This is a genomic window from Micromonospora sp. AKA38 (assembly GCF_027925725.1).
Lineage (GTDB): Bacteria > Actinomycetota > Actinomycetes > Mycobacteriales > Micromonosporaceae > Micromonospora.
In genome coordinates this window covers 1,309,889-1,334,850 of the sequence record NZ_BNEI01000003.1, presented here as the reverse complement: position 1 = coordinate 1,334,850, position 24,962 = coordinate 1,309,889, and the positions used below count along the sequence as shown (strand labels likewise).

Sequence of the window (24,962 nt, the reverse complement as noted above, 5' to 3'; positions counted from 1 at the left end):
CTGGTCGCGGGTCAGCCGTTGAGCATCTCGTACACCAGGGCCGGCGCCTTCTGCACCTGGTCCCCGGTGGGCTCGGCGATCTTCGGGGCCTTGCCGTAGTCGTAGTACCTGGTGATCAGCTTCATCGCCTTCTGCTTGCCGGCCGCCGGCACGTTCAGGGTCAGCGAGGCCAGGTTGCCGTCCGCCCCGACGACGGCGGTGAACGGCACCCTCTTCCCCGCCTCGCCCAGCGCCGTCAGGTCCACGTTGTCGAACGTGCTCTGCACGTCGGCGTTGTCGGTCAGGTCGGCGAGCCCGGTGTACGTGCCGTCACCCTTGGCCTCGACCGTGTCCGCGGTGCGGATGACGGCGGCGGTGTTGCCCGGGTCGGCGCCCTGGTAGGCCGGGATGCTGGACTCGTCCTTCAGCTTGTCGCGGTCCATCGCCATCCAGCGCTTGGGCAGCCTGAGCGAGTCGGGTACGTCGGTGAGGCCGGTCAGCTTGATCCGCATCCACAGCGCCTCGTCGATCCACCGGAACGTCATGTCCATGGTGAACTTCGGGTCGTCGTTCCGCTGTTTGACGGCGAGGTCCATGGCCTCGGTGGCCGGGTCCAGCACGCCGGTGAACTTGTCGGCGCCGTCCTGGAGCAGGAACCGGAACGCCGGGTCCTGCTCGGTCGGCACGGCGGCCAGCAGGGCGGCCTTCGGGTCCGCCGACGGGGTCGGCGCGGGGCCGGCGCCCTCGGAGGCGTCCCCGGCGCCGCACCCGGCGGCCAGTGCGGTGGTGGCCAGCACGGCGGCCGCGCGGAGCCCGATCCGCCGGACGGTCGCGGCGGTGCCGTTTCGCTGCGTCATCTTCGTTCGACTCACTTTCCCAGGTGGCTGTTGCCGGGGAAGCTTCGCAGGCCGCCATCGCCGTTCCACTGCCGATATGCTGCCGTCCGACTGCCGCCGGCCACGGCGGGCGACGGCCGGGGGTACGGGGGCGGGAAACTCGCATGTCAGAGGCGCTGCGTTTCGAGCTCCTCGGTCCACAGCGGGCCTGGTACGCCGACCGTCCGCTCGATCTGGGCCCGGCCAAACAGCGGGCCGTGCTGGCCGTGCTGCTGCTCGCCGCCGGCCGCCCGGTCCCCACCGGGCAGATCGTCGAGGCGGTGTGGCCCGAGGAAGCGCCGGTGAACGGCCCCAACGTGGTGCAGAAGCACGTGGCCGGTCTGCGCCGGATGCTGGAGCCCGACCGGTCACCGCGTACGCCGGCCCAGGTGCTCACGCTGACCGATGCCGGATACGTGCTGCGGGTCGCGCCGGAGGCGGTCGACGTGACGCGCTTCGAGCGGGGCGTCCAGCGCGCCCGGCAGGCGCAGGCGGCCGGGCGTACGGCGGAGGCGCTGGCCGAGGTGCACGCCGCGCTGGAGCGGTGGCAGGGCGAGCCGTTCACCGGGTTCGCCGGCCCCTGGTTCGACGCCGCCCGGCACCGGCTGGTGGAGTTGCGGGCCGTCGCGCTGGAGACGCGTACCGAGCTGGAGTTGGCCGCCGGCCGGCACGGCGAGGCGGTGGGCCGGCTGGTCGAGCTGGTCGCCGAGTTCCCGGTCCGGGAGCGGCTGCGGCTCCAACTCATGCTGGCGCTCTACCGGAGTGGCCGGCAGGCCGAGGCGCTCGCCGCCTACCGGGACTTCGCCGACCTGCTCCGCGAGGACTACGGCATCGAGCCCGGCGGGTCGCTCCAGGACCTGCACCGGCGGATCCTCCGCTCGGATCCGGCACTGTTGCCGCCGGTCGCGGACCTGCCGTCCCCGGTGCCGCCCGTCGCGGACGCGCCATCCACGACGACGCGGCCCGGACCCGTGCCGCCACCGCCCGCACCCCTGCCGCCGGTGTCGGCTACGCCTGTGCCCGGGCCGCCCCCGGCCGCTCCGACGACGGCCGCTCCGACGTCGTCCCCGGCCGCCCCGATGCCGCCCCCGGCCGGCTGGGCCGGCCCGGCCCCGCTCCCGCACGCGCTGCTGCTCGCCCTCAACCCGCCGCCGGAGACCACGCCGCGCCGCTCGCCGAGGTGGGTCCAGGTCACCGCGACCGTCTTCGGTACGGCCACCGTGCTGCTCTCGTTCGGGTCGCTCACCTGGGCGGTGGTCCTCGGGTACGCGCTGTGGCGGCGGAGCTGGCGGCTGGCCCTGGCCGGCGTCAGCTATTTCCTGCTCATCTTCATCCTGGTCGTCGTCGCGCTCAACATGCCGGAGAACGAGGAGGTGACGGACGCCGAGGCGTTGTATCTGATCGGGGCGATGGGCGTCTGCTGGTTGGTCGGCGCGGGGCACGTGGTGCTGCTCAACCCGGCGCTCTGGGCGGCCCTCGGCGCGCTGTTCTGGACCGGCCGACAACGCAGCGACGAGCAGCGCCGGCTGCGTCGGGAGCAGGCGCGCCACCTCCTGCACCACTATCCGGCCGCCCGGACGGAGCTGCGCATCGGCCGCCCGGACCTGCTCCGCGGCTACGACGACGGCGGTCTGGTCGACGTCAACGCCGTACCCGAGCCGGTGCTCGCGACGCTGCCCGGGCTGACCGCCGAGCAGTGCCGCCAGCTCGCGGTGGACCGCTGGCTGCGCGGCCCGTACGGCTCGCTGGAAGAACTGGCCGGGCGCTGCCACCTACCGTCGTCGACCACCGAACCGCTGCGCGAGCTGCTGCTCTTCCTGCCGCCCGAGCCGTCGCCCGCCCCGCCGGTGTGGTCGGCCGCCCCTGGTAGAAATGCCGGATGAGCCAGGATCGGAACGCCGTCCGGGAACGCGCCGAGGCGGTCCTGCGGCGGCTGGCGGGTGACCACGCCCGGCTGCGCGAGGACCAGTGGCGCGCCATCGAGGCGCTGGTCGTCGACCGGCGGCGGGTGCTCTGCGTGCAGCGCACCGGCTGGGGCAAGTCGGCCGTCTACTTCGTGGCCACCGCGCTGCTGCGGTCCGGCGGCGGGCACGGGCCGACGGTGATCGTGTCGCCGCTGCTGGCGCTGATGCGTAACCAGGTCGACGCCGCCGCCCGCGCCGGCATCCGGGCCCGCACCATCAACTCCGCCAACCTGGACGAGTGGGACGAGATCACCGCCGAGATCCACGCCGGGGCGGTCGACGTGCTGCTGATCAGCCCGGAACGCCTCAACAACCCGGACTTCCGGGACGGCGTGCTGCCGAAGCTGGCCGCCACCACCGGGCTGCTGGTGGTGGACGAGGCGCACTGCGTCTCCGACTGGGGGCACGACTTCCGCCCCGACTACCGCCGGCTGCGCACGTTCCTGGCGAACCTGCCCGAGCGCACGCCGGTGCTCGCCACCACGGCCACCGCCAACGCCCGGGTCACCCGCGACGTGGCCGAGCAGCTCGGCGACGCGCTCGTGCTGCGCGGCACGCTGGACCGGGAGTCGCTGCGCCTCGGCGTACTCGATCTGCCGAGCCCGGCCCACCGCCTGGCCTGGCTGGCCGACCACCTGGACCGGCTGCCCGGCTCGGGGATCGTCTACACGCTCACCGTGGCCGCGGCCACCGAGACGGCCGAGTTCCTCCGCGGCCGGGGCTGGGCGGTGGCGTCCTACACCGGGCAGGCCGAGGACGCCGACCGCCGCGCCGCCGAGCAGGACCTGCTCGACAACAAGATCAAGGCGTTGGTCGCCACCAGCGCGCTCGGCATGGGTTTCGACAAGCCCGACCTGGGCTTCGTGGTGCACCTCGGCGCACCGCCGTCGCCGATCGCCTACTACCAGCAGGTCGGTCGCGCCGGTCGCGCCGTCGAGCAGGCCGAGGTGCTGCTCCTGCCCGGCGTCGAGGACGCGGCCATCTGGCGGTACTTCGCCTCGCTCGCGTTCCCGCCCGAGGAGCAGGTCCGGGCCGTGCTCGCCGCGCTGGACACCGACCGGCCGATCTCCACCCAGGCCCTCGAACCGGTCGTCGACCTGCGCCGGGCCCGGCTGGAGCTGATGCTCAAGGTGCTCGACGTGGACGGCGCGGTCCGCCGGGTGCGCGGCGGCTGGCTCGCCACCGGCGAGCCCTGGACCTACGACGAGGCCCGGTTGCGGCGCGTCGCCGACGCGCGCACCGCCGAGCAGCGGGCCATGCGGGAGTACGCGGACACGTCCCGCTGCCGGATGCGTTACCTGCGGGAAGGGCTCGACGACACCGGGGCGGAGGACTGCGGCCGGTGCGACAACTGCGCCGGCCCGCTGTTCGACGCGGACGTCTCACCGGAGGCGCTCACCGCCGCGCAGACGTTCCTCGGCCGCCCCGGCGTCCAGATCGCGCCGAAGAAGCTCTGGCCGACCGGGTTGGACGCGGTCGGCGTACCCCTGAAGGGTCGCCTCCCCCCGGCGGAACAGGCGCTGCCCGGGCGGGCCGTGGGGCGCCTGTCCGACCTGGGGTGGGGCGGGCGGTTGCGGGGCCTGGTCGGCCCGGACGCGCCGGACGGCCCGGTGCCCGACGACGTGGCGGCGGCCGTGGTCGAGGTGCTGAAGGCGTGGGCGCACGGCGACGACCCGTGGCCGCGCCGCCCGGCCGGCGTGGTCGCGGTCGGCTCCCGGGCCCGGCCGACGCTTGTCGGCTCGCTGGCCGAGCGGATCGCCGCGGTCGGCCGGCTGCCGTTGCTCGGCGTGGTCGTGCCGACCGGTCCGGCCGGCGCCGGCGGGCCGCGCGGCAACAGCGCCCAGCGGGTACGCGCGCTGCACGACGCGTTCCACCTGCCGGACGAGTTGGCCGGCGCGCTGCCCGCGCTGGACGGGCCGGTGCTGCTCGTCGACGACCTGGTCGACTCCGGCTGGACGATGGCCATGGTGGCGCGCCTGCTGCGGCGCGCCGGCGCGCCGGACGTGCTGCCGCTCGCCCTCGCCCTCGCCGGCTGAGTGCGAGGGGGTGGGTGCGAGCGACGCCACCGTTCGCGCGGGCGTCGTCCGCGGGCGTCCCGGCCGGCGGTACCGTGGGGCCATGACCGAGCAGCGACCCGTCGTCCAGACGTACACCGTGACCGGGATGACCTGCGAACACTGCGTCCGGGCGGTGACCGGGGAGCTGTCCGCGCTGCCGGGCGTCGAGGAGGTCCGGATCGACCTGGTCGGGGGCACGGCCACCGTCACCAGTGCGGCTCCGCTGCCGGTGGAGTCCGTCCGCGCCGCCGTCGACGAGGCGGGTTACGAGTTGGCCGGCGGCGTTGCCTGAGTCGCCGTCCCTCGCCGAGCCCGCGCCCGACCTCGTCGGTCCCGCGTCGGGCTCCGTCAGCGACGGTAGCGGTGCCGACGGTTCCGTGGCGACGGGTCCGGCGGTGGTGGACCGGGACACGGTACGGCTGGCCCTGGTGGTGGGCGGCCTGGTGCTGGCCGTGCTGCTCGGTTTCGGGCTCGGCCGGTTGAACCCGCCGGCGAACCCGGGCGGCGGCGCGGCTCCGGCCGGCACGGTCCCGGCGGGCGACGCCGCCCCGGCCGGTGGCGCCCACTCCCACGCGCCCGGCACCGGCGCGCACTCGCACGACGGGGCCACGGTCACCCAGGGCGGTGGCGACGGCGCGACCGGGCTGTCGATCAGCTCGGCCGGCTACACGCTCGTCCCGTCGACCGGGGACCTGACCGCCGGTCGCGTCGGTGAGCTGCGGTTCCAGGTCCGCGACGACAAGCGTCGGGCGGTGACCCGCTTCGCGGTCGTGCACGACAAGCCGATGCACGTGATCGTGGTCCGCCGCGACCTCACCGGCTATCGGCACCTGCACCCGACGATGGCCGCCGACGGCACCTGGTCGGTGCCGTTGACGCCCACCGCGCCGGGCGCCTGGCGGATGTACGCGGACTTCACCGCGGTGGCCGACGACGGCCGGCAGGTCGCCGCCGTGCTCGGTGCCGACCTGGCCGTGCCGGGCGACTACCTGCCCCGGCCGCTGCCCGCCCCGGAGACGTCGGCCACGGTCGACGGGTTCACCGTCGGGTTCACCGGCACGCCCGACGTGGGACGGTCGGTGCCGTTGCGGTTCCGGGTCACCGACGCCGGCGGCGCGGCCGCTGCCCTGGAGCCCTACCTGGGCGCGTTCGGTCACCTGGTGGCGCTGCGTGACGGCGATCTCGGCTACCTGCACGTGCACCCGGAGCCGGTGCGGGACGGCGACGCCGTGACGTTCTGGTTGACCGCCCCCGGGCCGGGCCGCTACCGGATGTTCCTGGACTTCCAGGTCGGCGGCGTGGTGCGGACCGCCGAGTTCACGCTGACCGTCGCCTGACCGGCCGGCCCGGGGTCAGCCGGCGCGGCGGACCGGTCGGCGGGCCAGGTAGCGCAGCAGGTCGCGGATGTGGTGCTTCTCCTCGGCGGGGACGTTCGGGTCGGCCAGCCGTTCCAGGATGACCCGTACGTCTGCCTCGACCGGACCGTCCTCGGCGGCGCGTCGGCGGGGCACCGCCCCGGCGTCGGGCAGGCCCAGGGCCCGGAACGCGGCGGCCACCGGCAGATCGAGGGCGGCGCAGAAGCCGCGCACCTTGGCGAGCTCGGGATAGTCCTGCCAGTCGCCGGCCAGCCAGCGGAACACCGTGGAACGGCCGACGCCGGTGTGGGTGGCGAGGTCGGTCACCGTCCAGCCGCGCTCTTCACGCGCGTCGTCGATGGCCCGTCGCACGAACCGTGCGAAGGCCATCTGCGGCGAAACCTCTGCGGAGCCCATCCCTCCTCGGCTGTCCCCTTCCGCCGGTGCGCCCGGCTCTGCGCCCCGAGCCTAGTACGCCCGGGGGAAGAAGTAACTGACTGATCGGTCGGAAGGTCTCGTGGGCGGGACCGACGCAGCATGAACAGTTGCGGACTGTCAACTAAGCTGAACGAATCCTCCCCGGCAGCGACTTCAGAGGAGCAGCATGGCCGAACCAGACCGTCCCGTTCCGCACCGTCCTGGCGCGGTGAGCCTCTTCTTCGTGGCGAAGGCCGGCGTGTTCGCGCTGGGTTTCTGGATCTGGCTGCTGGTGCTGGCGGTGCGGGGCGACCCGGCGGAGGGCGTGCACCTGATCGCCGCGACCGGCGCGGTCTGCACCACCCTGGTCGGTGTGGTGCTGGGCGCGCGGATGGCGCTCCAGCGCAACGCCGCGGCCCGGCACGCCGAGCTGAAGCGGTTGCTTGTCGACATCTCCTGGAACGCGTTCGCCGCCGTCGGCAACTCCGACCAGCAGGCGAAGGTGGTCCCGTTCCCGACCGTGCCGCCGGACGGTGACCGGGCCACCAACCGCGGCCCCGGCGAGCGGGTGTCGGCGCTGGACCGCGGCGACCGCAACCGCGGCGAGCGGCGCCGCTAGACCGGGTCCGGCGCGGCGAGCAGCGTCTCCAGCCGGGGCGTGACGCCCCACCGATCCACCAGCTCGCGGTATTCGGCCCGTTGGTCGTCGGTCGGCGAGCCGGCCGTGCGTCGTGCCCGGATGAGCAGGTTGCGTGGGGTGTGCTGCGAGTCGACGAACTCCACCACCTCGGCACGGTAGCCGTGCAGCCGGAGCAGCCCGGCCCGCAGCGCGTCGGTGAGTACGTCGGCGAACCGCTCGCGCAGGATGCCCTGGCGGGTGAGCAGTCCGTCCGGCCCGGGCGCGGGCCGGGCCCGGAGCTGGGCGGCCAGGTCGTGGTGGCAGCACGGGGCGGCGAGCACCCAGCGGGCGCCCCAGTGCACCGCCCGGGCCAACGCCTCGTCGGTCGCCGTGTCGCACGCGTGCAGCGCCAGCACCAGGTCGGGCGCCGGCTCGACAGGGGCCTGCGCGATGGTGCCGGCGACGAAGCTGACCCGGTCGGCCCAGCCCAGCCGTTCGGCCAGTTCCGTGTTGCGGCGGCGCTGGTCCTCCCGGACGTCGACGCCGATCAACGTCACGTCCAGGCCGCGCCGGGTCAGGTAGCGGTGGGCGGCGAAGGTCAGGTAGGCGTTTCCGCAGCCCAGGTCCACCACGCGCAGCGGGCCGGTGAGGTCGTCCGGCAGCGTCGCGGCCAGCGCGCGGAGGAACGCGTCGACCTGGCGGCGCTTGGCCGCCGAGCCGCCGATCGCGGCGAACAGCGGGTCACCCGGGTCGAGCAGCCAGTCCTTGGCCCGGTCGTGTCCGTCCGGCTCGGCGACCGGCCGGCTGGCCTTGGCGCGGTGCACCTGCGCCTCGCCGGACTTGGTCACCCGGAGCTGGAGCGTGGTGCCGGTGGTCTCCACGTGCCAGTTGCCGAACGGCTCGGCGAGCAGCGCGTCGACGGCCGTGTCGGCCTCCTCCGTACCGGGGGTGACGTTACGGGTGTGCGGTCGGGCGCCGTCGGAGGTGGCGATCTGCAACCGCGCGCCGGCCTTCAGCGTGACCGGGCGCAGTTCCGCGCGGACCACCGAGGGCCGCTGTCCTCGTTGCCGGCCGGCGGCGACCGCCCGGGTCAGACCGGGGTCGAGCAGCAGTGCCCGCACCTCCCGCAGCGCCGCGTCCAACGCTTCCGGCATCCCTGCTCCTTCCGTCCTGCGGCCTCCCCGCCCGCCGTTCCCCGCTCGCGTTCGGTCGATCATGAGGTTGGCGGCGCGACACGCCGGGCGGGCGCCAACCTCATGATCGACACGGGCGAAGAGTGCCGGGGTGGGGACAGGGAGCGGCCCCCGGAGCGGGTCCGAGGGCCGTCGTGTGTGGAGACTCTGCTCAGTCCGTGGTGGGGGACTCGGCGGTGCCGGCGCTGCTGCGGCGACGCCGGCGGCGGCGCGGCTTGGTCGCGGTCTCGTCGCCGCCGTCAGCGGCGGCGACGGTGGTGATGGTGGACTGCTCCGTCGCGCCCTCGTTGGCGATCACTGCGGTCGGCTGCTCGCCGGCCACCGTCTCGCCGGCCCGGCGGCGACGCCGCCGGCGCGGGGTTCGGGTGCCCTCGTCCGTCGCGACCGCTGTCGCGCCGTCTTCGGCGGGCGCCCCGCCGGTCTCGCCACCACGCCCACGTCGGCGGTCCCCGCCGCGCCCGCGGCTGTCGCCGCGGCTGTCGCCGCGCCGGCCGTCCCGCCGGGCCCGGCCGCCGCCCAGGTCCTCCTCGACCTCGGCCGACAGGCCGGCGCGGGTACGCGCGGCGGTCGGCAGGGTGTCGCTGACGTCCGGGGAGATGTCCAGGTCGGTGTAGAGGTGCTTGGAGGTGTGGTAGGTCTCCGGGGGCTCGGGCATGTCCAGCCCGAGCGTCTTGTCGATGATGCGCCAGCGGGGCATGTCGTCCCAGTCGACGAACGTCACCGCGACACCTGTCGCCCCGGCCCGACCGGTGCGGCCGATCCGGTGGGTGTAGGTGTCCTGGTCCTCGGGGCAGTCGTAGTTGATCACGTGGGTGACGCCGGTGACGTCGATGCCCCGGGCCGCCACGTCGGTGGCGACGAGCGTGTCGATCTTGCCGGCGCGGAACGCCCGCAGCGCCCGCTCCCGGGCACCCTGGCCCAGGTCACCGTGCACGGCCGCCACGGCGAAGCCGCGGAAGTCGAGATCCTCGGCGACCCGGTCGGCGGCCCGCTTGGTGCGGCAGAAGATCATGGTGAGCCCGCGCCCCTCGGCCTGCAGGATCCGCGCCACGATCTCGACCTTGTTCATCGAGTGGGTGCGGTAGGCGAGCTGCTGGGTCTGCGGCGACGGGCCGGTCTCGGCGGTGTGCCCGGCGTGGATGGTGACCGGCCGGCGGAGGAACCGCCGGGACAGCGCCACGATCGGGTCCGGCATGGTGGCCGAGAACAGCATGGTCTGCCGGTCCTCCGGCAGCATCGCCAGGATCTTCTCGACGTCGTCCAGGAAGCCCAGGTCGAGCATCCGGTCGGCCTCGTCGAGGACGAGCGCGCGGACCCGGTCGAGCCGCAGGTGCTTCTGCTTCTGCAGGTCGAGCAGGCGGCCGGGCGTGCCGACCAGGATCTCGACGCCCTTGCGCAGCGCCTCGATCTGCGGCTCGTACGCCACGCCGCCGTAGATCGGCAGCACCCGGACGCCCCGGGTGCGACCGGCGGCGTCGAGGTCCTTGGCGACCTGGATGCCCAGCTCGCGGGTGGGGACGACGACGAGTGCCTGGGGCACGCCGTCGCTGCCCTCGGACGGGGCGAAGACGCGCTCCAGCAGGGGGATGCCGAAGCCGAGCGTCTTGCCGGTGCCGGTCGGGGCCTGCCCGATCAGGTCGACGCCGCGCAGCCCGATCGGCAGCGCGTACTCCTGGATGGCGAAGGCGCGGGTGATGCCCGCGGCGGCGAGCGCCTCGACGGTCTCCTGGCGGGCGCCGAGCGCGGCGAATGTGGGTGCCTCCGGGGGAACCGGAGCGGTGGGGGCCAGTGGCTGGCCTGTGCTCTGCTCACTCATGTGGATGTGGGGGTGCCCTCTCGTGGTGCGCCCCTCATGTCCTCAGGGCGCGGACGGTTTGGCGCGGGCCACGCGGTCGGGGGCGGTTTCGCCGAGCCGGACCGGGCCGCACGCGCGCCGGGGACCGGTGCTGATCAGCGACGCTGGCCAGGTCGGTGCCCACGGCAACTGCTTCATCCTACCTGAACGGCCTGCGAGCCGTCCCGATTCCAGGTGTCGGCCGGGCAGCCGGGGGCACTTCATGTGACCTGCATCACAGCAAGTGGGCGGTAGCCTGCGCTCGTGTCCGCCCCCGATTCCGCCGCCGTCGGCCTGTTCGGCCTCGTCGCGTACGGCGAACTGCTCGCCTTCGACCGGCTGGCCGCCGACGCCCGGCTCGCCCCCGACCTGCGCCGTCGCGCCGCGCTCAGCGAGATGGCCGCGGGCGAGATGGCGCACTACCGGTGGCTCACCGACCGCCTCACCGCGCTGGGCGTGACCCCCGAGGAGGCGATGGCCCCCTACGTCGAGGCATTGCGGGCGTACCACGACTCGACCGAGCCGCGGGACTGGGCGGAGGCGGTGACCAAGGCGTACGTGGGCGACGCGATCACCGACGACTTCCTGCGCGGGATCGCCGACGGCCTGGCCGGGCCGGACCGTGCGCTGCTGCTCGACGTCCTGCACGACTCCCGGTACGCCGAGTTCGCCGCCACCGAGATCCGGGCCGCGATCGAGGCGGACCCGAGGGCGGCCGGACGGCTCTCGATGTGGGCGCGTCGACTGCTCGGCGAGGCGCTCTCGCAGGCCGGACGCGTCGCCGCCGCCGACCGGGGCGCGCTCGCCGCGTTGCTCGGCAGGGCCGGCGACGACGTGCCGGCGGTGCTGCGCCGGCTGACCGAGGCGCACGCCACGCGGATGTCGGCGGTCGGGCTGAACAACTGAGCCGCCGCGGCGGGTCTCCCCGCCACGGCGACCGGTGCGACGCGGATCAGCGGACGGTGAACCCGACCGCGCGGGGCGAGGCCTCCGCGATCTCGACGTAGGCGACCTTGCCGACCGGCACGATGACCCGCCGGCCCTTCTCGTCGGTCAGGGAGAGCGTGCCCTCGCTCCCGGCGAAGGCGTCGGTCACGATCTGCTCGATCTCGGCCGGCGACTGCGCGCTCTCCAGGACCAGCTCCCGCGGCGCGTACTGCACGCCGATCTTGACCTCCACTGTGCCTCCTCAACTGGGGCGAAAAAGCCACCGTGGGAAGGCTATCCGATCGGGCGGCGCGATGGTCAGGCTGACTCACCTTGCAGCGGGAAGCTGGCGATGCCACGCCAGGACAACGCCGCGACCAGCGCTTCCGCCTCCGGCTTGGCCACCTGCCGACCGCCCGCCAGCCAGAACTGCGCGGCGGTCTCCGCGGCGCCGACCAGGCCGGACGCGAGCAGCTCGGCGTGCGCCCGGCTCACCCCGGTGTCCGAGATGATGGTGTCGGTGATCGCCGCGATGCAACCCTGCTCGACCCGCTCCACCCGCTGCCGCACGGCCGGGTCGTTGCGCAGGTCGGATTCGAAGACCAGGCGGAACGCCTCGCTCTCGTGGTCGACGAAGTCGAAGTAGGCCCGCACGGCGGCGCCGACCCGCTCCTTGTTGTCGTTGGTGCCGCGCATGGCGTCGTGCACCTTCGCCACGATGGCGTCGCAGTGTGTGTCCAGCAGCGCCAGGTAGAGCTCCATCTTCCCGGGGAAGTGCTGGTAGAGAACGGGCTTGGAGACGCCGGCCCGCTCGGCGATGTCGTCCATCGCGGCGGCGTGGTAGCCGTGTGCGACGAACACCTCCTGGGCCGCGGCGAGCAGCTGCTTGCGGCGCGCCGAGCGGGGCAGGCGGGTGGGCCGGCCGGCCGTGTGTGCACCGTTCCCCACTGCCGTCATGGGAACCTCCGAGTATCTGCGTCGAGCCGGCACGTATCGCCCGAACCGGTCCGGGTTCGTGAACCCGTCGCGGAATTGGCCCGCCGCTGTAACTTATCGCCACTGTCACCACACGGTAGCCTCAGCGAGGGCGACCAAGGAGCGCGCGGTGAGTGAAACAGGGCAACCCGGAGCCGCCACCCCGGGAGAGCACGGCGACGGGACGGGCCAGCACGACGACCCGGCCCGCACCGGCGGCGGATGGGCGCCCCCGGCGGACGGCTGGTCCCGCGGCGCCCCGGCGCCCGGTGGCTGGCCCTACGGCGACCTCGGTGGCGGGTGGGCGGCGTCCTCGCCCCGGCACGGCGACCTGCCGGCCCCGCTGCCCGGCCACCCGGCCGAGGAGCCGGCGGCGCGCGTCAACGGCCGCCACGTCAACGGCGTGCACCACGCCGGGGAGGAGTCACCCGTGACCCGCCAGGCGCCGGTGAGTGCCCCGCCCGTGGGCGAGCCGCCGCGGGAGACCGACGGCGACCGGCTGGCCGTGCCCGCCCCCCGCCCCGCGCCCGCCGTCGAGCAGCGTCCCGGCCCGGCCGACCCCACCGGCTCCCGGCACGCCTCGGACGACACGTCCGCCGGGCGGTCGCCCCGCTGGGCCGAGAGTGGTCCGGCCTCCGCGCCCCCGGCGCTCCAGGTGCCGCCGGTCGGCGCCGCCGCCTCCGGCTTCGAGGTGCCGCCGGGCTTCCACGCCCCGACCGTCGACCAGGCCCCGGCGCTGCACCAGGGCTGGCCACACCGGGGTCCGACCGAGCCGCCGGTGACGGTTCCCGGCCGGGGCGAGCCGCCGGCGGCGGAGCACCACCCGGGCGACGCCCACCCCGGAGAGGGGCCGCGGACCGCCGCCGATCCCCACGCCGCCGCGCCGAACGACCCGGGCGCGGGGCCGGCGGGTGAGCCGGAGTGGCCCGGGCCGTCCTGGAACCGCCCGAGTTGGGGCGACGGCTGGGCCCCGCCGTGGGCCCGCGCCGACGAGCCGGTCGGGCGCCGCTCGGCCCGCGACGACGCGCCGGCCGAGCGACGGACCGTGGACGACGAGCCGACCGGCCGCCGCGCCGCCCGCGAGGACCGCGCGTCCGAGTGGGCGCCCGAACCGATGCGACCGTACGAGCCGACCCGCGTCGATCCGCCCACCGGCTACCAGCCGACCCGCGTCGATCCGGCCGGCGGTTACGAGCCGCGGCCCGAGCCGGTCCGACCGTATGAGGCGGTGCGGGCCGAGTCGACGGCAGCGCCCGAGCCGCCGCGGCCCGAGGCGACCCGGCCGTTCCGGCTGCCCCGCGAGGACGCCGAGCCCCGCTCGGGTCACGAGCCGCCCGCCGAGCGGCCCTCCTGGGCGGGTCCGCCGGTGCCGGTGACCCCGTTCGGCGCGCGTCCCGAGCCGGCCGGCGCGCCGCCGGTCGCCCGTGAGCGCGAGGCGTCGGCCGGTCCACCGCCGGCGGCGTACGCTGCGGGGCCGTCCTCCCGGGCCGTCGGTGAGCCGACCGCCGGGTACCCCGCACCGGACCCGTCGCACGGCGAGCCGGCCGGCCTCCCCGCGCCGGGCGGGACGGCGCGGTTCGACCCGCCGCCCGCGCCCCGCCCGACGAGCGCCCCGCCCTACGCGGCCCGCCGGTCCGCCCCGGAGCCGACGCCGGCTGCCGAGGCGGCTGCCGGGCCGGAGTCGACCGAGTCGGCCCCGGCGGTGCTGCCGCAGCGCGTCCCCGCCGAGCCGGATGTGCCGGTCGTGCCGGAGCCGCCGGCCGTGGAACCGTCCGCCGAGACCCCGGAGTTGGCCCGCATCGCCACCCACCTGCGTCGGGACGACGAACCGGCGCCGCTGCGCGAGCGGCCGGAGGGCTTCGACGTCAACGCGATCCTGGACGCCGTGCGCGAGGTGGCCGGCGTCCGGGACGCCGCGCTCCGCCGCACCCCGGCCGGTGCGCACAGTCTCCGGCTGGACCTGGCCGACGGCGCGGACCCGGCCGAGGTGAGCCGGCTGGTGGCCCGGCTGCTCCAGGATCGGATGGGTCTGGCCGCCGCCCCGCAGAACCTGCCGGGCGCGCCGGCCGTACCGCCGCCGCCGGTCCGCCGGCGGTCCGCCACCGCGCGCACGGACCGCCTGGCCGAGGCCGCGGCCGTCCGCGACCGTCCGGTGGAGGTGCCACCGGGCCGCGCCGACCGCCTCGCCGAGGCCCCGCCGCTGGCGGAGGTCCCGCCGGGCCGTGCTGCCGACCGCCGTGCCGAGGCCGCGTCGGCCGAGCCCCGATCCGGTACGCCGCGCGCCGACGACGAGCCGGGCGTTCCGGCGCGGGGCGGGGCCTCGTCCGGTCCGGTCGAGGCGGACATGCCGGCGCGGGCCGGCGTGGTGCGGCCGGCGTCGAACCGGCCGGCCGAGAACCGCTCCGGCGAGGGCCGGTTCGGCGGCGTGGAGTCGCGTGCCGGCCGGCTGGTCGACGCGCCGGGGGAGGACGCCGACGAGCCGCCGCGCCGCCGCCGGCAGGCCACCCACCGGGGCCGGGCCACCGTGGACGAGACGTCGCTGGCCGCCGCGCCCACCGGCATGTCCACCGGCAGTCCGGTCACGCTCGGCACCTCGTACTCCGGTGGGCAGGTGACCACGACGGAGACCGCGCCGTCGCGACCGCTGGATCCGGGCGGCGTGCCCGGGCCCCGGGTGGTGATCGACCACGTCCTGGTGAGCACGTTGGGGCTGGACGCCACCACCGAGGTCCGCCTGCTCGCCGGGGACCGGACGGCCGAGGGGCACGCGACCGGGCCGGCTGTCGACGGGTACGTGCTGCGGCTCTGCGCGGTGGCCGCGGCCGCCGCGGTGGACGAGCTGCTCGGCCCGGCCCTGCCGGCGGGCGAGCGGGGCCGGTGCTTCGTCGAGCACGCCGCCGTGGTGCCGTTCGGCAACTGCGAGGTGGCGACCGTGGTGGTGCTGCTGGTCTGCGACGGGTGGGTGGAGCAGTTGGCCGGTTCCGCCCTGGTCGCGGGCGATCCGCGGCAGGCTGTGGTGCGGGCCACGCTGGCCGCGGTGAATCGGCGTCTGGAGGCGCTGCTCGCCTAGGGGACTGTGCGGACGGGGCCGGCGCGGGGAAGACTGGACGCATGAAGCGTGCCGCGCTCGGGCCCGAGCATCTCCTTCCCGCGCATCATCTCCCGCCGCCCTGGCCGGGCCGGCACGTGCGGCTCGACGGCGCGCTCGTGCACGTCCGGGACACGCCGGCCACCGGGCCCGACGCCGAGCCGGCGCTGTACGTGCACGGGCTCGGCGGCTCCGCGCAGAACTGGACGGACCTGGCCGGCCTGCTGGCGCCCCGGCTCGACGGCCAGGCGATCGACCTGCCCGGCTTCGGGCGCAGCGAGCCCGGCCGGCGTTACACGATCCCGGCGTTCGCGGACCGGGTGGTCCGCTGGATCGAGCACAGCGACCGGGGCCCGGTGCACCTGTTCGGCAACTCGCTCGGCGGGGCGGTCGCGGTCCGGGTGGCGGTGCTGCGCCCGGATCTGGTCCGCACGCTCACGCTGATCTCGCCGGCCCTGCCGTTCCTGGACTTCCGGCGCTCGTTGCAGGGGCGGATGTTGCCGGTGCTGGTGATCCCCCGGGGTGAGCGGCTGGCCGCCTGGCGGCTGGCCCAGCTCGCTCCGGAGGCGATGGCGCAGCAGGTCATGGAGTCGTGCGTGGCGGACCTGACCCGGATCAGCGAGCAGCGCCGGCAGGAGGCGATCGAGGAGATCCGGATCCGGTACGAGGCGGCGCACTACGCCGCCGCGTACGTCCGGACGTTCCGGGGCCTGGTCGGCAGTTTCCTGCGGTCGTACCTGCCGGGGGAGGGCGCGCTCTGGCGGCAGGCCGCGGCGGTGCGGGTGCCGACGCTGGTGGTGGGTGGACGGCAGGACCGGCTGGTCGACGTGCGCGTCGCTCCGCAGGCCGCCCGGGTGATCCCGGACAGCCGGCTGCTGATGCTGGACGGCGTCGGGCACGTGGCCCAGTTGGAGGTGCCCCGGACGGTGGCCCGGGCGGTGCTGGCACTGCTCGACGAGGCGGCGCCGGCCGGGTCGCCGGAGGCCGCCACGCCGGGGTCTGACGGCCGGAAAGCGCAGGCCACGGCGCTGCTGACCGGAATGGGGGAGAGCGGCGGCGTCCGCGACATGGCAGGCTGAGCGGGATGCCCAGCTCCCGCCGTCCGCGTTTTCCGCGGTCCCTGTCCGCTGCCCGTCGTTGGCGCTCCGCCGTCGTGGTCTGCGCGTTCCTGGCGACCGCCGGGGCCGGCGTGGGAGTGGCGCTGCAACTGCCGCCGGCCGGCGCGCGGGAGGTGGTCGCCGACGGGTTCGCGGCCCAGCCGGTAGCACCGGTGGCACCGAGCGTCCCGTCGTCGTCGTCGCCGCCGTCGCTCGCGCCGCCCCGCTCGCCGGCGCCCGTGCTGAGTCTGCCCGGTCCGGTGCCCGCGCGGGGCACGGGCGGTTTCGGGTACGACGACCGGGCCGGCGGCGTGCTGGGCCGGGGCGGTGAGTTGCGCCGCTTCCGGGTGGCGGTGGAGCGGGGCGTCGGTGAGGACGTCCGGGCGTTCGGGGACGCGGTGCAGCGGGCCCTGGCCGGGCCGGGGAGCTGGGTGGACAGCGGCCGGCTGCGGTTGCAGCGGGTCACGCCGGGCAGCCGGTACGACTTCACGATCTATCTGGCGAGCCGGGACACCGCCGGCCGGCTGTGCGGGGCGGGCGGGATCGACATCCGCAAGGGCGGCGTGCCGTACACGTCCTGCCGGGTCCCGGGCAGGGTCGTGCTCAACCTGGACCGGTGGCGGACGTCCGCGCCGCACCTGGTGGCCGCCGGGATGCCGCTGGAGACGTACCGGCTCTACGTGGTCAACCACGAGGTGGGGCACCAGCTCGGGCACCACCACGAGGCGTGTCCGGGCACCGGGCGGGCCGCGCCGGTGATGCAGCAGCAGACGCTCTTCCTCGACGGTTGCCGGCCGAATCCGTGGCCGTACCTGGGTGGGAAGCGGTACACCGGGCCGGCATTGTGACCGAGTTGTGAGCAATTCTCAGGACTTGCGCCGCAAAAGCAGCTAAATGCCCGAATTGCGTGGCACGCTGTCCGCATGACGTCGTACCCGCCCGAACGCCCCGGGCTGCGCCGGATGCGCCGCCGACGCCGACGCGCGGCGCTGCTGCTGGCGATGCTGCTCGCGGCCGTCGGCGGCGCGGCGGGCATCACCCGGCTGAGCGAGCCGCCGCGTCCCGTGCGGGTACCGCTCGCCGCCGAGCCGACGCTGATGCCGGACGCCGACACCGCCGCGTCGGCGTCGCCGACCGGCTACCCCACCGCCGGCCCCGGCACGTTCGCGGTGGCCCACGGGCGTTCACCGGTACGCGGCCTCGCCGGCCCGCTGCGTCGCTACCGGATCGAGGTCGAGCACGGTACGGGGCAGGACGCCGACGCGTTCGCCGCGACCGTGGACGCGGTGCTCGGCGACCCGCGTAGCTGGATCGCCTCCGGGGAGCTGCGGGTGCAGCGGGTGCCCGAGGCCGCCGCCGCCGACTTCACCGTCTACCTGGCCACGCCGGTCACCTCCGAGCGGATGTGCGCCGAGGGCGGCCTGCACACCGAGCGCTACACGTCCTGCCGGCTGCCCGGTCGCGTGGTGCTCAACCTGGCGCGCTGGATGACCGCGGTGCCCGACTACGGCGCCCCGCTCGACGTCTACCGGACGTACGTGGTCAACCACGAGGTCGGGCACGAGTTCGGCGAGCTGCACCAGGCGTGCCCGCGCCCCGGCGCCCCGGCCCCGGTGATGCAGCAGCAGACGTACGGGCTGGACGGCTGCCTGCCGAACGCGTGGCCGTACGTCGACGGGGTGCGGTACTCCGGCGAGCCCACCGACGGCGTCTGAGATATTCCCGGTCCCGCAGTTCGGGCCGGGTGTCCCTCGTCATGGCCGATCCCCACCACGGCGAGCGACAATGGCGCGGTCCCACCGCCGATCCCGGGGAGTCCACCGTGTCGTTGCCCCCGCTCGTCGAGCCCGCCGCCGAGCTGACCGTTGACGAGATCCGCCGCTACTCGCGCCACCTGATCATCCCGGACGTCGGGGTCGAGGGGCAGAAGCGGCTGAAGAACGCCCGGGTGCTCTGCGTGGGCGCCGGCGGTCTCGGCTCGCCGGCCCTGCTGTACCTCGCCGCCGCCGGCGTCGGCACGCTCGGCATCATCGACTTCGACACCGTCGACGAGTCGAACCTCCAGCGGCAGATCATCCACGGTGTCTCCGACGTCGGCCGGTCCAAGGCCGAGTCCGCCGCCGCCTCGATCCGCGAGATCAACCCGCTGGTCAACGTGGAGATCCACGACACCGCGCTGGACCGGGAGAACGTCCGGGACATCTTCTCCCGGTACGACCTGATCGTCGACGGCACCGACAACTTCGCCACCCGCTACATGGTCAACGACGCGGCCGTGCTGCTCGGCAAGCCGTACGTCTGGGGTTCGATCTACCGCTTCGACGGCCAGGCGTCGGTGTTCTGGGCCGAGCACGGCCCCTGCTACCGCTGCCTCTACCCGGAGCCCCCGCCGCCCGGCATGGTCCCCTCCTGCGCCGAGGGCGGCGTGCTCGGCGTGCTCTGCGCGTCCATCGGGTCGATCCAGGTCAACGAGGCGATCAAGCTGCTCGCCGGCATCGGCGAGCCGCTTGTCGGCCGGCTGATGGTCTACGACGCCCTGGAGATGAGCTACCGCAAGATCAAGGTGCGCAAGGACCCGAACTGCGCGCTCTGCGGCGAGAACCCCACGGTCACCGACCTGCTGGAGGACTACGAGGACTTCTGCGGCGCGGTCTCCGAGGAGGCGCAGGAGGCGGTGGTCGACTCCACCATCACCGCGCGGGAGCTGAAGGAGTGGCAGGACGCCGGCAAGGACATCTTCCTGGTCGACGTGCGTGAGCCCGCCGAGTACGAGATCGTCCGCATCCCCGGTTCCACGCTGATCCCGAAGGGGGAGATCCTCTCCGGCGAGGCGCTGGCGAGGTTCCCGCAGGACCGGCAGATCGTGCTGCACTGCAAGTCCGGCGTCCGGTCCGCCGAGGCGCTGGCCGCGCTCAAGGCGGCCGGGTTCAAGGACTCCGTCCACGTGCAGGGTGGCGTGCTCTCCTGGGTCAAGCAGGTCGACCCGTCGCTGCCCGCGTACTGACGTCGATGTCGTGAGGGCCCTTCCGGTGCGCCGGGAGGGCCCTCGGCGTCTGCCGCTTTCTGGCCGAGCTACCGAGGCGTGACCGCGTCCGCGCAGGTAGCGTCACGACCGTGGTCGATCTGGAAGCGGCGATCGGGTTCGTCGTGGCACACGGGGACGCGGTGGACCGCGCCCGCCTGTCCCGACTGCGTTCCGGCACGCCGGTGCCGCCGGCGGTGCTCGACGCGGCGGAGTCCGGTCAGGCTCCCGGCGGTGGCTGGCCCGCCGTGCTCGGTGGCGACGTCGCCTCCGTCGACGCGACCTGCTTCCGCCTCGCCGAGCTGGACGACCTCGGCGCGCTGAGCCGCCCCGCCGCCCGGCACGCGCTGGACTGGCTGGCCGCCGGCCAGCTCGCCGACGGTGGCTGGGACGAGCACTCGTCGCTGGCCGGGTTCGCGCCGGAGTGGGCCGCCCCGGGCGACCCGGAGGCGCGGTTCTACCTGACCGCCGACGCCGGGTTCTGGCTCACCGTGGCCGGGCTGGACGCCCGTGCCGCCGGCCCGCTCGATTACCGCGTCGGCGGGGCGTACGCCGGGGTGGTGCAGGCGGCGGCCCACACGCTCGCCGCGCAGCTCGCCCCGGACGGGAGCTGGCCGTCGTTCCTGCCCGCCGGCTGGCTCGCCGCGGCGGTGCTGCACCGCCAGCGGATGTACCACGAGTCGGCCCGGATCCAGGCGGTGCTCGCCGACCGGATCCCGGAGATGTCCCCGGCCGACGTGGCGTGGCTCGCCGCCACGCTGCGCCGGGTGGAGGTGGGCGAGGAGCAGTGGCTGCTGGTCTCGGCACGGCGTCGGCTGGCCGGGACGCAACGCAGCGACGGCGGCTGGGACAGCGACGACGGTCACCAGTTCGACGTGCACACCACGCTGCGCGCGATCCGGGCCTGCCGGCCGACCGAGCCCGAGGTCGCGGCGTCCGGGGCCCCGTTCGTGGCGCCGCGCGCCGCCGCGCTGCCCGAGCCGCCGTCCCGCCGCCGCGCGCCCGAGCCGCCGCCCGCGCCGCCCGCTCCGCCCGCGCCGGCCGTTCCCGACCCGGTCGCGCCCCCGGCCCCGGCCCTGCTGCCGGCCCCGGCCGCACCCCCGCCCCGGCCTCCGGCCGCCTCGCCGGCTCCGACCCTGCTTCCGGCCGTGGCTCCGCCTCCGGTCGTGGTCCCGGCTCCGGCCGCCTCCCCGGCTCCGGTCGTGGTTCCGGCTCCGGTCGTGGTTCCGGCCGGGACGCCGGGGCCGGCTCCGGCCCCGAATCCGCTCCGGGTGGCGTAGCCCGCCGCCACGGGCGCGAGCCGGGGCCGGGTGCGGCTCAGCGCAGGTGGCCGTCGCCGGTGACCACGTACTTCGTGCTGGTCAGCTCCGGCAGGCCCATCGGGCCGCGGGCGTGCAGCTTCTGGGTGGAGATGCCGATCTCGGCACCGAACCCGAACTCGCCGCCGTCGGTGAACCGGGTGGACGCGTTCACCATCACGGCGGCGGCGTCCACCCGGGCCACGAACTCCCGCGCCGCCCGCTGCGAGTCGGTGACGATCGCCTCGGTGTGGCCGGTGCCGTAGCGCCGGATGTGCGTGACCGCCGCGTCGAGCGAGTCGACCACGGCGACCGAGATGTCGGCGGAGAGATATTCGGTGGCGAAGTCCTCCTCGGTCGCCGCGACCACCGCGTCGGAGTGGGCGGCCACCTCCGGGCTGCCGTGCACGGTCACCCCGGCCTCGGCGAACGCGGCCAGCACGGCCGGCAGGAACGCGTCCGCGACGGCCCGGTGGACCAGCAGCGACTCGGCGGTGTTGCAGGTGGACAGCCGCTGCGTCTTGGCGTTCAGCGTGATCGCCACGGCCTTGTCGAGGTCGGCGGCGGCGTCCACGTACACGTGGCAGTTGCCCACCCCGGTCTCGATCACCGGCACGGTCGACTCCTCGACCACGGCGCGGATCAGCGACGCGCCGCCGCGCGGGATCAGCACGTCGACCAGGCCCCGGGCGCGCATCAGCTCCTTGACCGAGTCGCGCGTGCTGGCGTCGAGCAGTTGCACCGCGTCCGCCGGCAGGCCGGCGCCGGCGACCGCGTCGCGCAGCACCGCGACCAGGGCGGCGTTGGAGTGCGCCGCCGACGAGGAGCCGCGCAGCAGCGCCGCGTTGCCCGACTTCAGGCAGATGCCGGCCGCGTCGACCGTCACGTTGGGCCGGCCCTCGTAGACGATGCCGACCACCCCGAACGGCACCCGCACCTGGCGCAGCTCCAGCCCGTTCGGCAGCGTGGACCCGCGGACCACCTCGCCGACCGGGTCGGGCAGCGCGGCCATCTCGCGCAGCGCGTCCGCGATGGCGGCGACCCGGCCCTCGTCGAGCGCGAGCCGGTCCAGCACGGCCGCGCCCAGTCCGGCGTCGCGCCCGGCCGCCAGGTCCGTCGCGTTCGCCGTCAGGATCTCCGGGGTACGCGCCACCAGCGCGTCGGCCATCGCGTGCAGCGCGGCGTCCTTGGCCGTACGGGTGGCCGCCGCCAGGGCCTCCGCCGCGTCCCGGGCCCGGCGGGCCTGCTCGACGACGCTCATGGTGCGCTCTCCTTCGCAGTGGCGTTAGGAGGGGCCCCCTGTTATGCGGAATGCGTTAACAGGGGGCCCCTGCTTACAACAAGACGAGGTCGTCTCGGTGGACGACCTCACGTTCGTAGGCCGGGCCGAGCGCCGCGGCGAGCTCCGCGGTGGAGCGGCCGAGCAGGCCGGGCAGCTCCACCGCGTCGTAGTTGACCAGGCCACGGGCCACCGGCGCGCCGGCGGTGTCGACCAGGTCCACCGGGTCCCCGGCGGTGAACGCGCCGTCCACCGCGGTGATGCCGGCCGGCAGCAGCGACTTGCGCCGACCGACCACGGCCTGCACCGCGCCCGGGTCGAGGTGCAGCCGGCCGCGCGGCGCGGTGGCGTGCGCCAGCCAGAACAGCCGGGCGGCCGGGCGTCGGCTGCTGGCGTGGAAGAACGTGCCGACCGGCTCGCCGGCCAGCGCCGGGCCGGCCAGCGGCGCGGCGGTGAGCACCACCGGGATGCCGAAGCCGGTGGCGATGCGCGCCGCCTCCACCTTGGTGACCATGCCGCCGGTGCCCACCCCGGCCTGGCCGGCCCCGCCGACGTCGATGCCGGCCAGGTCGCCCTCGCCGTGCACCTCGGTGACCCGGGTGCTGCCCGGACGGGTCGGGTCGCCGGTCCAGAGCGCGTCCACGTCGGAGAGCAGCACCAGCAGGTCGGCGTCGACGAGCGCGGCGACGAGCGCGGCGAGCCGGTCGTTGTCGCCGAACCGGATCTCGTCGGTGGCCACCGTGTCGTTCTCGTTGACGATCGGCACGGCCCGCAGGTCGAGCAGCTTGCGCAGCGTGCGGTACGCGTTGCGGTAGTGCGCCCGCCGGGTCACGTCGTCGACCGTGAGCAACACCTGCCCGACGGGGTGACCGTGCCGGGCGAACGCGGTCGCGTACCGGCCGATGAGCAGGCCCTGGCCGACGCTGGCGGCGGCCTGCTGGGTGGCCAGGCCGCGCGGGCGTCGGGGCAGCCGGAGCGGGGCGAGGCCGGCGGCGATCGCACCGGAGGAGACCAGCACCACCTCGCGTCCCGCGCCGATCAGGGCGGCGAGCGTGTCGACGAGCGCGTCGACCCGGGCGTCGTCGAGGCCGCCCGTCGCGGTGGTCAACGAGGACGATCCGATCTTGACCACGATCCGGCGGGCCGAGGCGACTGCTTCACGCACCCGACCATTCTGCGGGTCGCGGTCCGCGCGGTCGTGGCGCGTTCCCATATCGTGGCAGCTCGTGACACCTGACGAGTACATCGAGGCGGTGCTGACGCTGGTCGAGCGGATTCCGCCCGGGCGGGTGATGTCGTACGGCGCGGTGGCCGACGCGCTGGCCGAGCGGTCGGGGCGGGCGTCGCCACGCCTGGTCGGCTCGATCATGGCGCGGCACGGGGGCGGGGTGCCGTGGCACCGGGTGGTGAACGCGGCCGGCCGGCTGCCGCCGGGGCACGAGCTTCAGGCGCGGGCCCGGCTGCGCGCCGAGGGCTGCCCGTTGCGCGGGGATCGGGTCGACCTGGCGGTGGCCGCCTGGTCGCCGGAGGAGGGGATGTGACCGCGACCATAACGTGAGTAGCATTCGGCTCCATGACAGCTTCGGGCCTGCCCCGCCGGGTGCACCTCGGGTACGCGTCGGGCTCGCTTGTCACCGGCGCGTTCGGGACCGTGCCCGGGCTGCTCCTGCTGCCGTACCTGACCGACACGCTGGGCGTCGCGGCCGGGCTCGCCGCGCTGCTGGTGCTCCTGCCGAAGGCGTGGGACGTGTTGGTCAACCCGGTCGCCGGCCGCGTCTCGGACCGGACCCGCTCGCGCTGGGGTGCCCGCCGGCCCTACCTGCTCGGCGGCGGGCTGGCGCTGGCCGTGCTGTTCGCCGCGATCTTCGCCGCCCCGTTCGGGCGCGGTCCGGCCGCCGCCGGATACGTGGCGCTGGCGTTCCTGGCCACCGCGACCGCGTTCGCGTTCTTCCAGGTGCCGTACGTGGCCATGCCGGCCGAGCTGACCGCCGACCCGGCGGAGCGTACCCGGCTGATGACCTGGCGGATCGCGGTGCTGGCGCTGGCCATCCTGGTCTCCGGCGCGGTGGCCCCGGCGGTGGTCTCCGCCGGCGGCGACGGCGTGCCCGGTCACCGCTGGATGGGCCTGTTCGTCGCCACGCTGATCGTGGTGGGCGCCCTCGGCGCGTTCCTCGGCACCCGGTCCGCGCCGGCCGGGACGGTCGGGGAGAGCGAGCCGAGCCTGCGCGCCCAGCTCGCGGTCGCCGGCCGCAACCGGCCGTTCCGGGTGCTGCTGGTCTGTTTCGTGCTCCAGTCCGCCGGGGTGGCCACCGTGCTGGCCGGCGTGAAGTACTTCGCCGACCAGGTGCTGCGCGCGCCGGACAGCGGGCCCACCCTGCTCTTCGCCTGCTTCGTCGCGCCCGCGCTGCTGGTCATGCCGCTCTGGCGCCGGGCCGGCGACCGGCTCGGCAAGCGCACCTCGCTGGTCGCCGCGTCGCTGCTCTTCGCGGCCGGCGCGCTGGCCCTGGTCGCCGCGCCCGCGCTGCCGGCCGCCGGGGTGTACGCCGTGGTCGCGCTGATCGGCGTCGGCTACGCCGGCCAGCAGGTGTTCGCGCTGGCCATGCTGCCGGACTGCATCGCGTACGACACCGCGCGCACCGGCCGTCGGCAGGCCGGCGTGTTCACCGGGCTGTGGACCGCCGGCGAGACGTTCGGCCTGGCGCTCGGGCCCGGCATCTACGGCCTGGTGCTCCAGCTCTCCGGTTACGTCTCCTCGTCGACCGGCGCCGCCGCCGTCCAGCCCGACTCCGCCCGGCTCGGGGTGCTGCTCGGGTTCACCGTGCTGCCCGCCCTGCTGGTGGCCGCCCCGGTGGCGCTGCTGCGCGGCTACACGCTCACCCCGGCCGACCTGACCGCCGCGTCCGGGTCCGGGTCCGGCGACACCGCCGCCGCGCCGGTGGCTCGGGCGTGAGGCATCGCACCCGTCCGCCGGTCGACGCGGACC

22 protein-coding genes are annotated in these 24,962 nt (G+C 75.5%); 14 read left to right on the top strand and 8 right to left on the bottom strand.

The window, feature by feature from the left end; all coding sequences use genetic code 11:
- Window positions 1-11 precede the first annotated feature (11 nt).
- A complete protein-coding gene (locus tag TPA0908_RS14765; protein WP_281938216.1) occupies window positions 12-836 on the bottom strand; it encodes a hypothetical protein in 825 nt (274 codons plus the stop codon).
- A 143-nt stretch (window positions 837-979) separates the two neighbouring features.
- Here TPA0908_RS14765 and TPA0908_RS14760 point away from each other — a divergent pair, with 143 nt between their 5' ends.
- The 4 genes from TPA0908_RS14760 (at window position 980) to TPA0908_RS14745 (ending at window position 6,212) form a co-directional block, all read left to right on the top strand.
- Window positions 980-2,737 carry a BTAD domain-containing putative transcriptional regulator gene (locus tag TPA0908_RS14760; RefSeq protein WP_281938214.1) on the top strand — a complete coding sequence of 586 codons (1,758 nt, stop codon included), beginning with the start codon at window positions 980-982 and terminating at the stop codon, window positions 2,735-2,737.
- Window positions 2,734-4,854: a DEAD/DEAH box helicase gene (locus tag TPA0908_RS14755; RefSeq protein WP_281938212.1), complete on the top strand. Its 2,121-nt coding sequence runs from the start codon at window positions 2,734-2,736 to the stop codon at window positions 4,852-4,854. Before TPA0908_RS14760 ends, TPA0908_RS14755 begins: the two co-directional genes overlap by 4 nt.
- 82 nt (window positions 4,855-4,936) lie before the next feature.
- Entirely contained in the window at window positions 4,937-5,167 is a 231-nt protein-coding gene (locus TPA0908_RS14750) for a heavy-metal-associated domain-containing protein (protein ID WP_107161800.1), read from the top strand.
- Window positions 5,168-5,252: 85 nt separating this feature from the next.
- On the top strand, window positions 5,253-6,212 hold the full coding sequence (locus TPA0908_RS14745; protein WP_281938209.1) for a hypothetical protein: 960 nt from the start codon (window positions 5,253-5,255) through the stop codon (window positions 6,210-6,212).
- 15 nt (window positions 6,213-6,227) lie between these two features.
- Here TPA0908_RS14745 and TPA0908_RS14740 read toward each other — a convergent pair whose 3' ends face one another.
- A complete protein-coding gene (locus TPA0908_RS14740) occupies window positions 6,228-6,647 on the bottom strand; it encodes a helix-turn-helix domain-containing protein (RefSeq protein ID WP_107161798.1) in 420 nt (139 codons plus the stop codon).
- A 187-nt stretch (window positions 6,648-6,834) separates the two neighbouring features.
- Here TPA0908_RS14740 and TPA0908_RS14735 point away from each other — a divergent pair, with 187 nt between their 5' ends.
- Entirely contained in the window at window positions 6,835-7,266 is a 432-nt protein-coding gene (locus TPA0908_RS14735; protein WP_281938206.1) for a hypothetical protein, read from the top strand.
- Here TPA0908_RS14735 and TPA0908_RS14730 read toward each other — a convergent pair.
- The gene (locus TPA0908_RS14730; protein ID WP_281938204.1) at window positions 7,263-8,420 is read right to left on the bottom strand and encodes a class I SAM-dependent methyltransferase; all 1,158 of its coding nucleotides are present in this window, start codon (window positions 8,418-8,420) and stop codon (window positions 7,263-7,265) included. The two genes, TPA0908_RS14735 and TPA0908_RS14730, sit on opposite strands and share 4 nt — an antisense overlap.
- Window positions 8,421-8,610: 190 nt before the next feature.
- Window positions 8,611-10,275, bottom strand: a complete 1,665-nt coding sequence (locus TPA0908_RS14725) for a DEAD/DEAH box helicase (RefSeq protein ID WP_281938203.1) — start codon at window positions 10,273-10,275, stop codon at window positions 8,611-8,613.
- Window positions 10,276-10,557: 282 nt separating this feature from the next.
- Here TPA0908_RS14725 and TPA0908_RS14720 point away from each other — a divergent pair, with 282 nt between their 5' ends.
- Window positions 10,558-11,199: a ferritin-like fold-containing protein gene (locus tag TPA0908_RS14720; protein ID WP_281938202.1), complete on the top strand. Its 642-nt coding sequence runs from the start codon at window positions 10,558-10,560 to the stop codon at window positions 11,197-11,199.
- 46 nt (window positions 11,200-11,245) lie between these two features.
- Here TPA0908_RS14720 and TPA0908_RS14715 read toward each other — a convergent pair whose 3' ends face one another.
- Window positions 11,246-11,473: a DUF3107 domain-containing protein gene (locus TPA0908_RS14715; protein ID WP_107161788.1), complete on the bottom strand. Its 228-nt coding sequence runs from the start codon at window positions 11,471-11,473 to the stop codon at window positions 11,246-11,248.
- Window positions 11,474-11,538: 65 nt separating this feature from the next.
- Window positions 11,539-12,177, bottom strand: a complete 639-nt coding sequence (locus TPA0908_RS14710; protein ID WP_107161786.1) for a TetR/AcrR family transcriptional regulator — start codon at window positions 12,175-12,177, stop codon at window positions 11,539-11,541.
- 148 nt (window positions 12,178-12,325) lie between these two features.
- Here TPA0908_RS14710 and TPA0908_RS14705 point away from each other — a divergent pair, with 148 nt between their 5' ends.
- The 6 genes from TPA0908_RS14705 (at window position 12,326) to TPA0908_RS14680 (ending at window position 20,682) form a co-directional block, all read left to right on the top strand.
- A complete protein-coding gene (locus TPA0908_RS14705) occupies window positions 12,326-15,265 on the top strand; it encodes a hypothetical protein (protein ID WP_308447828.1) in 2,940 nt (979 codons plus the stop codon).
- A gap of 41 nt (window positions 15,266-15,306) precedes the next feature.
- Window positions 15,307-16,362: an alpha/beta fold hydrolase gene (locus TPA0908_RS14700; RefSeq protein WP_281938199.1), complete on the top strand. Its 1,056-nt coding sequence runs from the start codon at window positions 15,307-15,309 to the stop codon at window positions 16,360-16,362.
- Window positions 16,363-16,367: 5 nt separating this feature from the next.
- Window positions 16,368-17,228, top strand: coding sequence for a DUF3152 domain-containing protein (locus TPA0908_RS14695; protein ID WP_281938197.1), 861 nt, complete (start codon window positions 16,368-16,370; stop codon window positions 17,226-17,228).
- Between the two features lie 75 nt (window positions 17,229-17,303).
- The gene (locus TPA0908_RS14690) at window positions 17,304-18,095 is read left to right on the top strand and encodes a DUF3152 domain-containing protein (RefSeq protein ID WP_281938195.1); all 792 of its coding nucleotides are present in this window, start codon (window positions 17,304-17,306) and stop codon (window positions 18,093-18,095) included.
- A 41-nt stretch (window positions 18,096-18,136) separates the two neighbouring features.
- A complete protein-coding gene (gene moeZ / locus TPA0908_RS14685) occupies window positions 18,137-19,384 on the top strand; it encodes an adenylyltransferase/sulfurtransferase MoeZ (protein ID WP_281938193.1) in 1,248 nt (415 codons plus the stop codon).
- Between the two features lie 110 nt (window positions 19,385-19,494).
- Complete coding sequence (locus TPA0908_RS14680; RefSeq protein ID WP_281938191.1) at window positions 19,495-20,682, top strand: prenyltransferase/squalene oxidase repeat-containing protein; 1,188 nt, start codon at window positions 19,495-19,497, stop codon at window positions 20,680-20,682.
- Window positions 20,683-20,719: 37 nt separating this feature from the next.
- Here the strand turns inward: TPA0908_RS14680 and TPA0908_RS14675 are convergent, their stop codons facing one another.
- Entirely contained in the window at window positions 20,720-21,961 is a 1,242-nt protein-coding gene (locus TPA0908_RS14675) for a glutamate-5-semialdehyde dehydrogenase (protein WP_281938189.1), read from the bottom strand.
- Window positions 21,962-22,034: 73 nt separating this feature from the next.
- Entirely contained in the window at window positions 22,035-23,192 is a 1,158-nt protein-coding gene (proB, locus tag TPA0908_RS14670; RefSeq protein ID WP_374709210.1) for a glutamate 5-kinase, read from the bottom strand.
- A 13-nt stretch (window positions 23,193-23,205) separates the two neighbouring features.
- Here proB and TPA0908_RS14665 point away from each other — a divergent pair, with 13 nt between their 5' ends.
- Both TPA0908_RS14665 and TPA0908_RS14660 read left to right on the top strand, forming a co-directional pair.
- Window positions 23,206-23,520, top strand: a complete 315-nt coding sequence (locus tag TPA0908_RS14665; protein WP_281938187.1) for an MGMT family protein — start codon at window positions 23,206-23,208, stop codon at window positions 23,518-23,520.
- A gap of 32 nt (window positions 23,521-23,552) precedes the next feature.
- A complete protein-coding gene (locus TPA0908_RS14660) occupies window positions 23,553-24,929 on the top strand; it encodes an MFS transporter (RefSeq protein ID WP_281938186.1) in 1,377 nt (458 codons plus the stop codon).
- The last annotated feature ends 33 nt before the right edge of the window (window positions 24,930-24,962 follow it).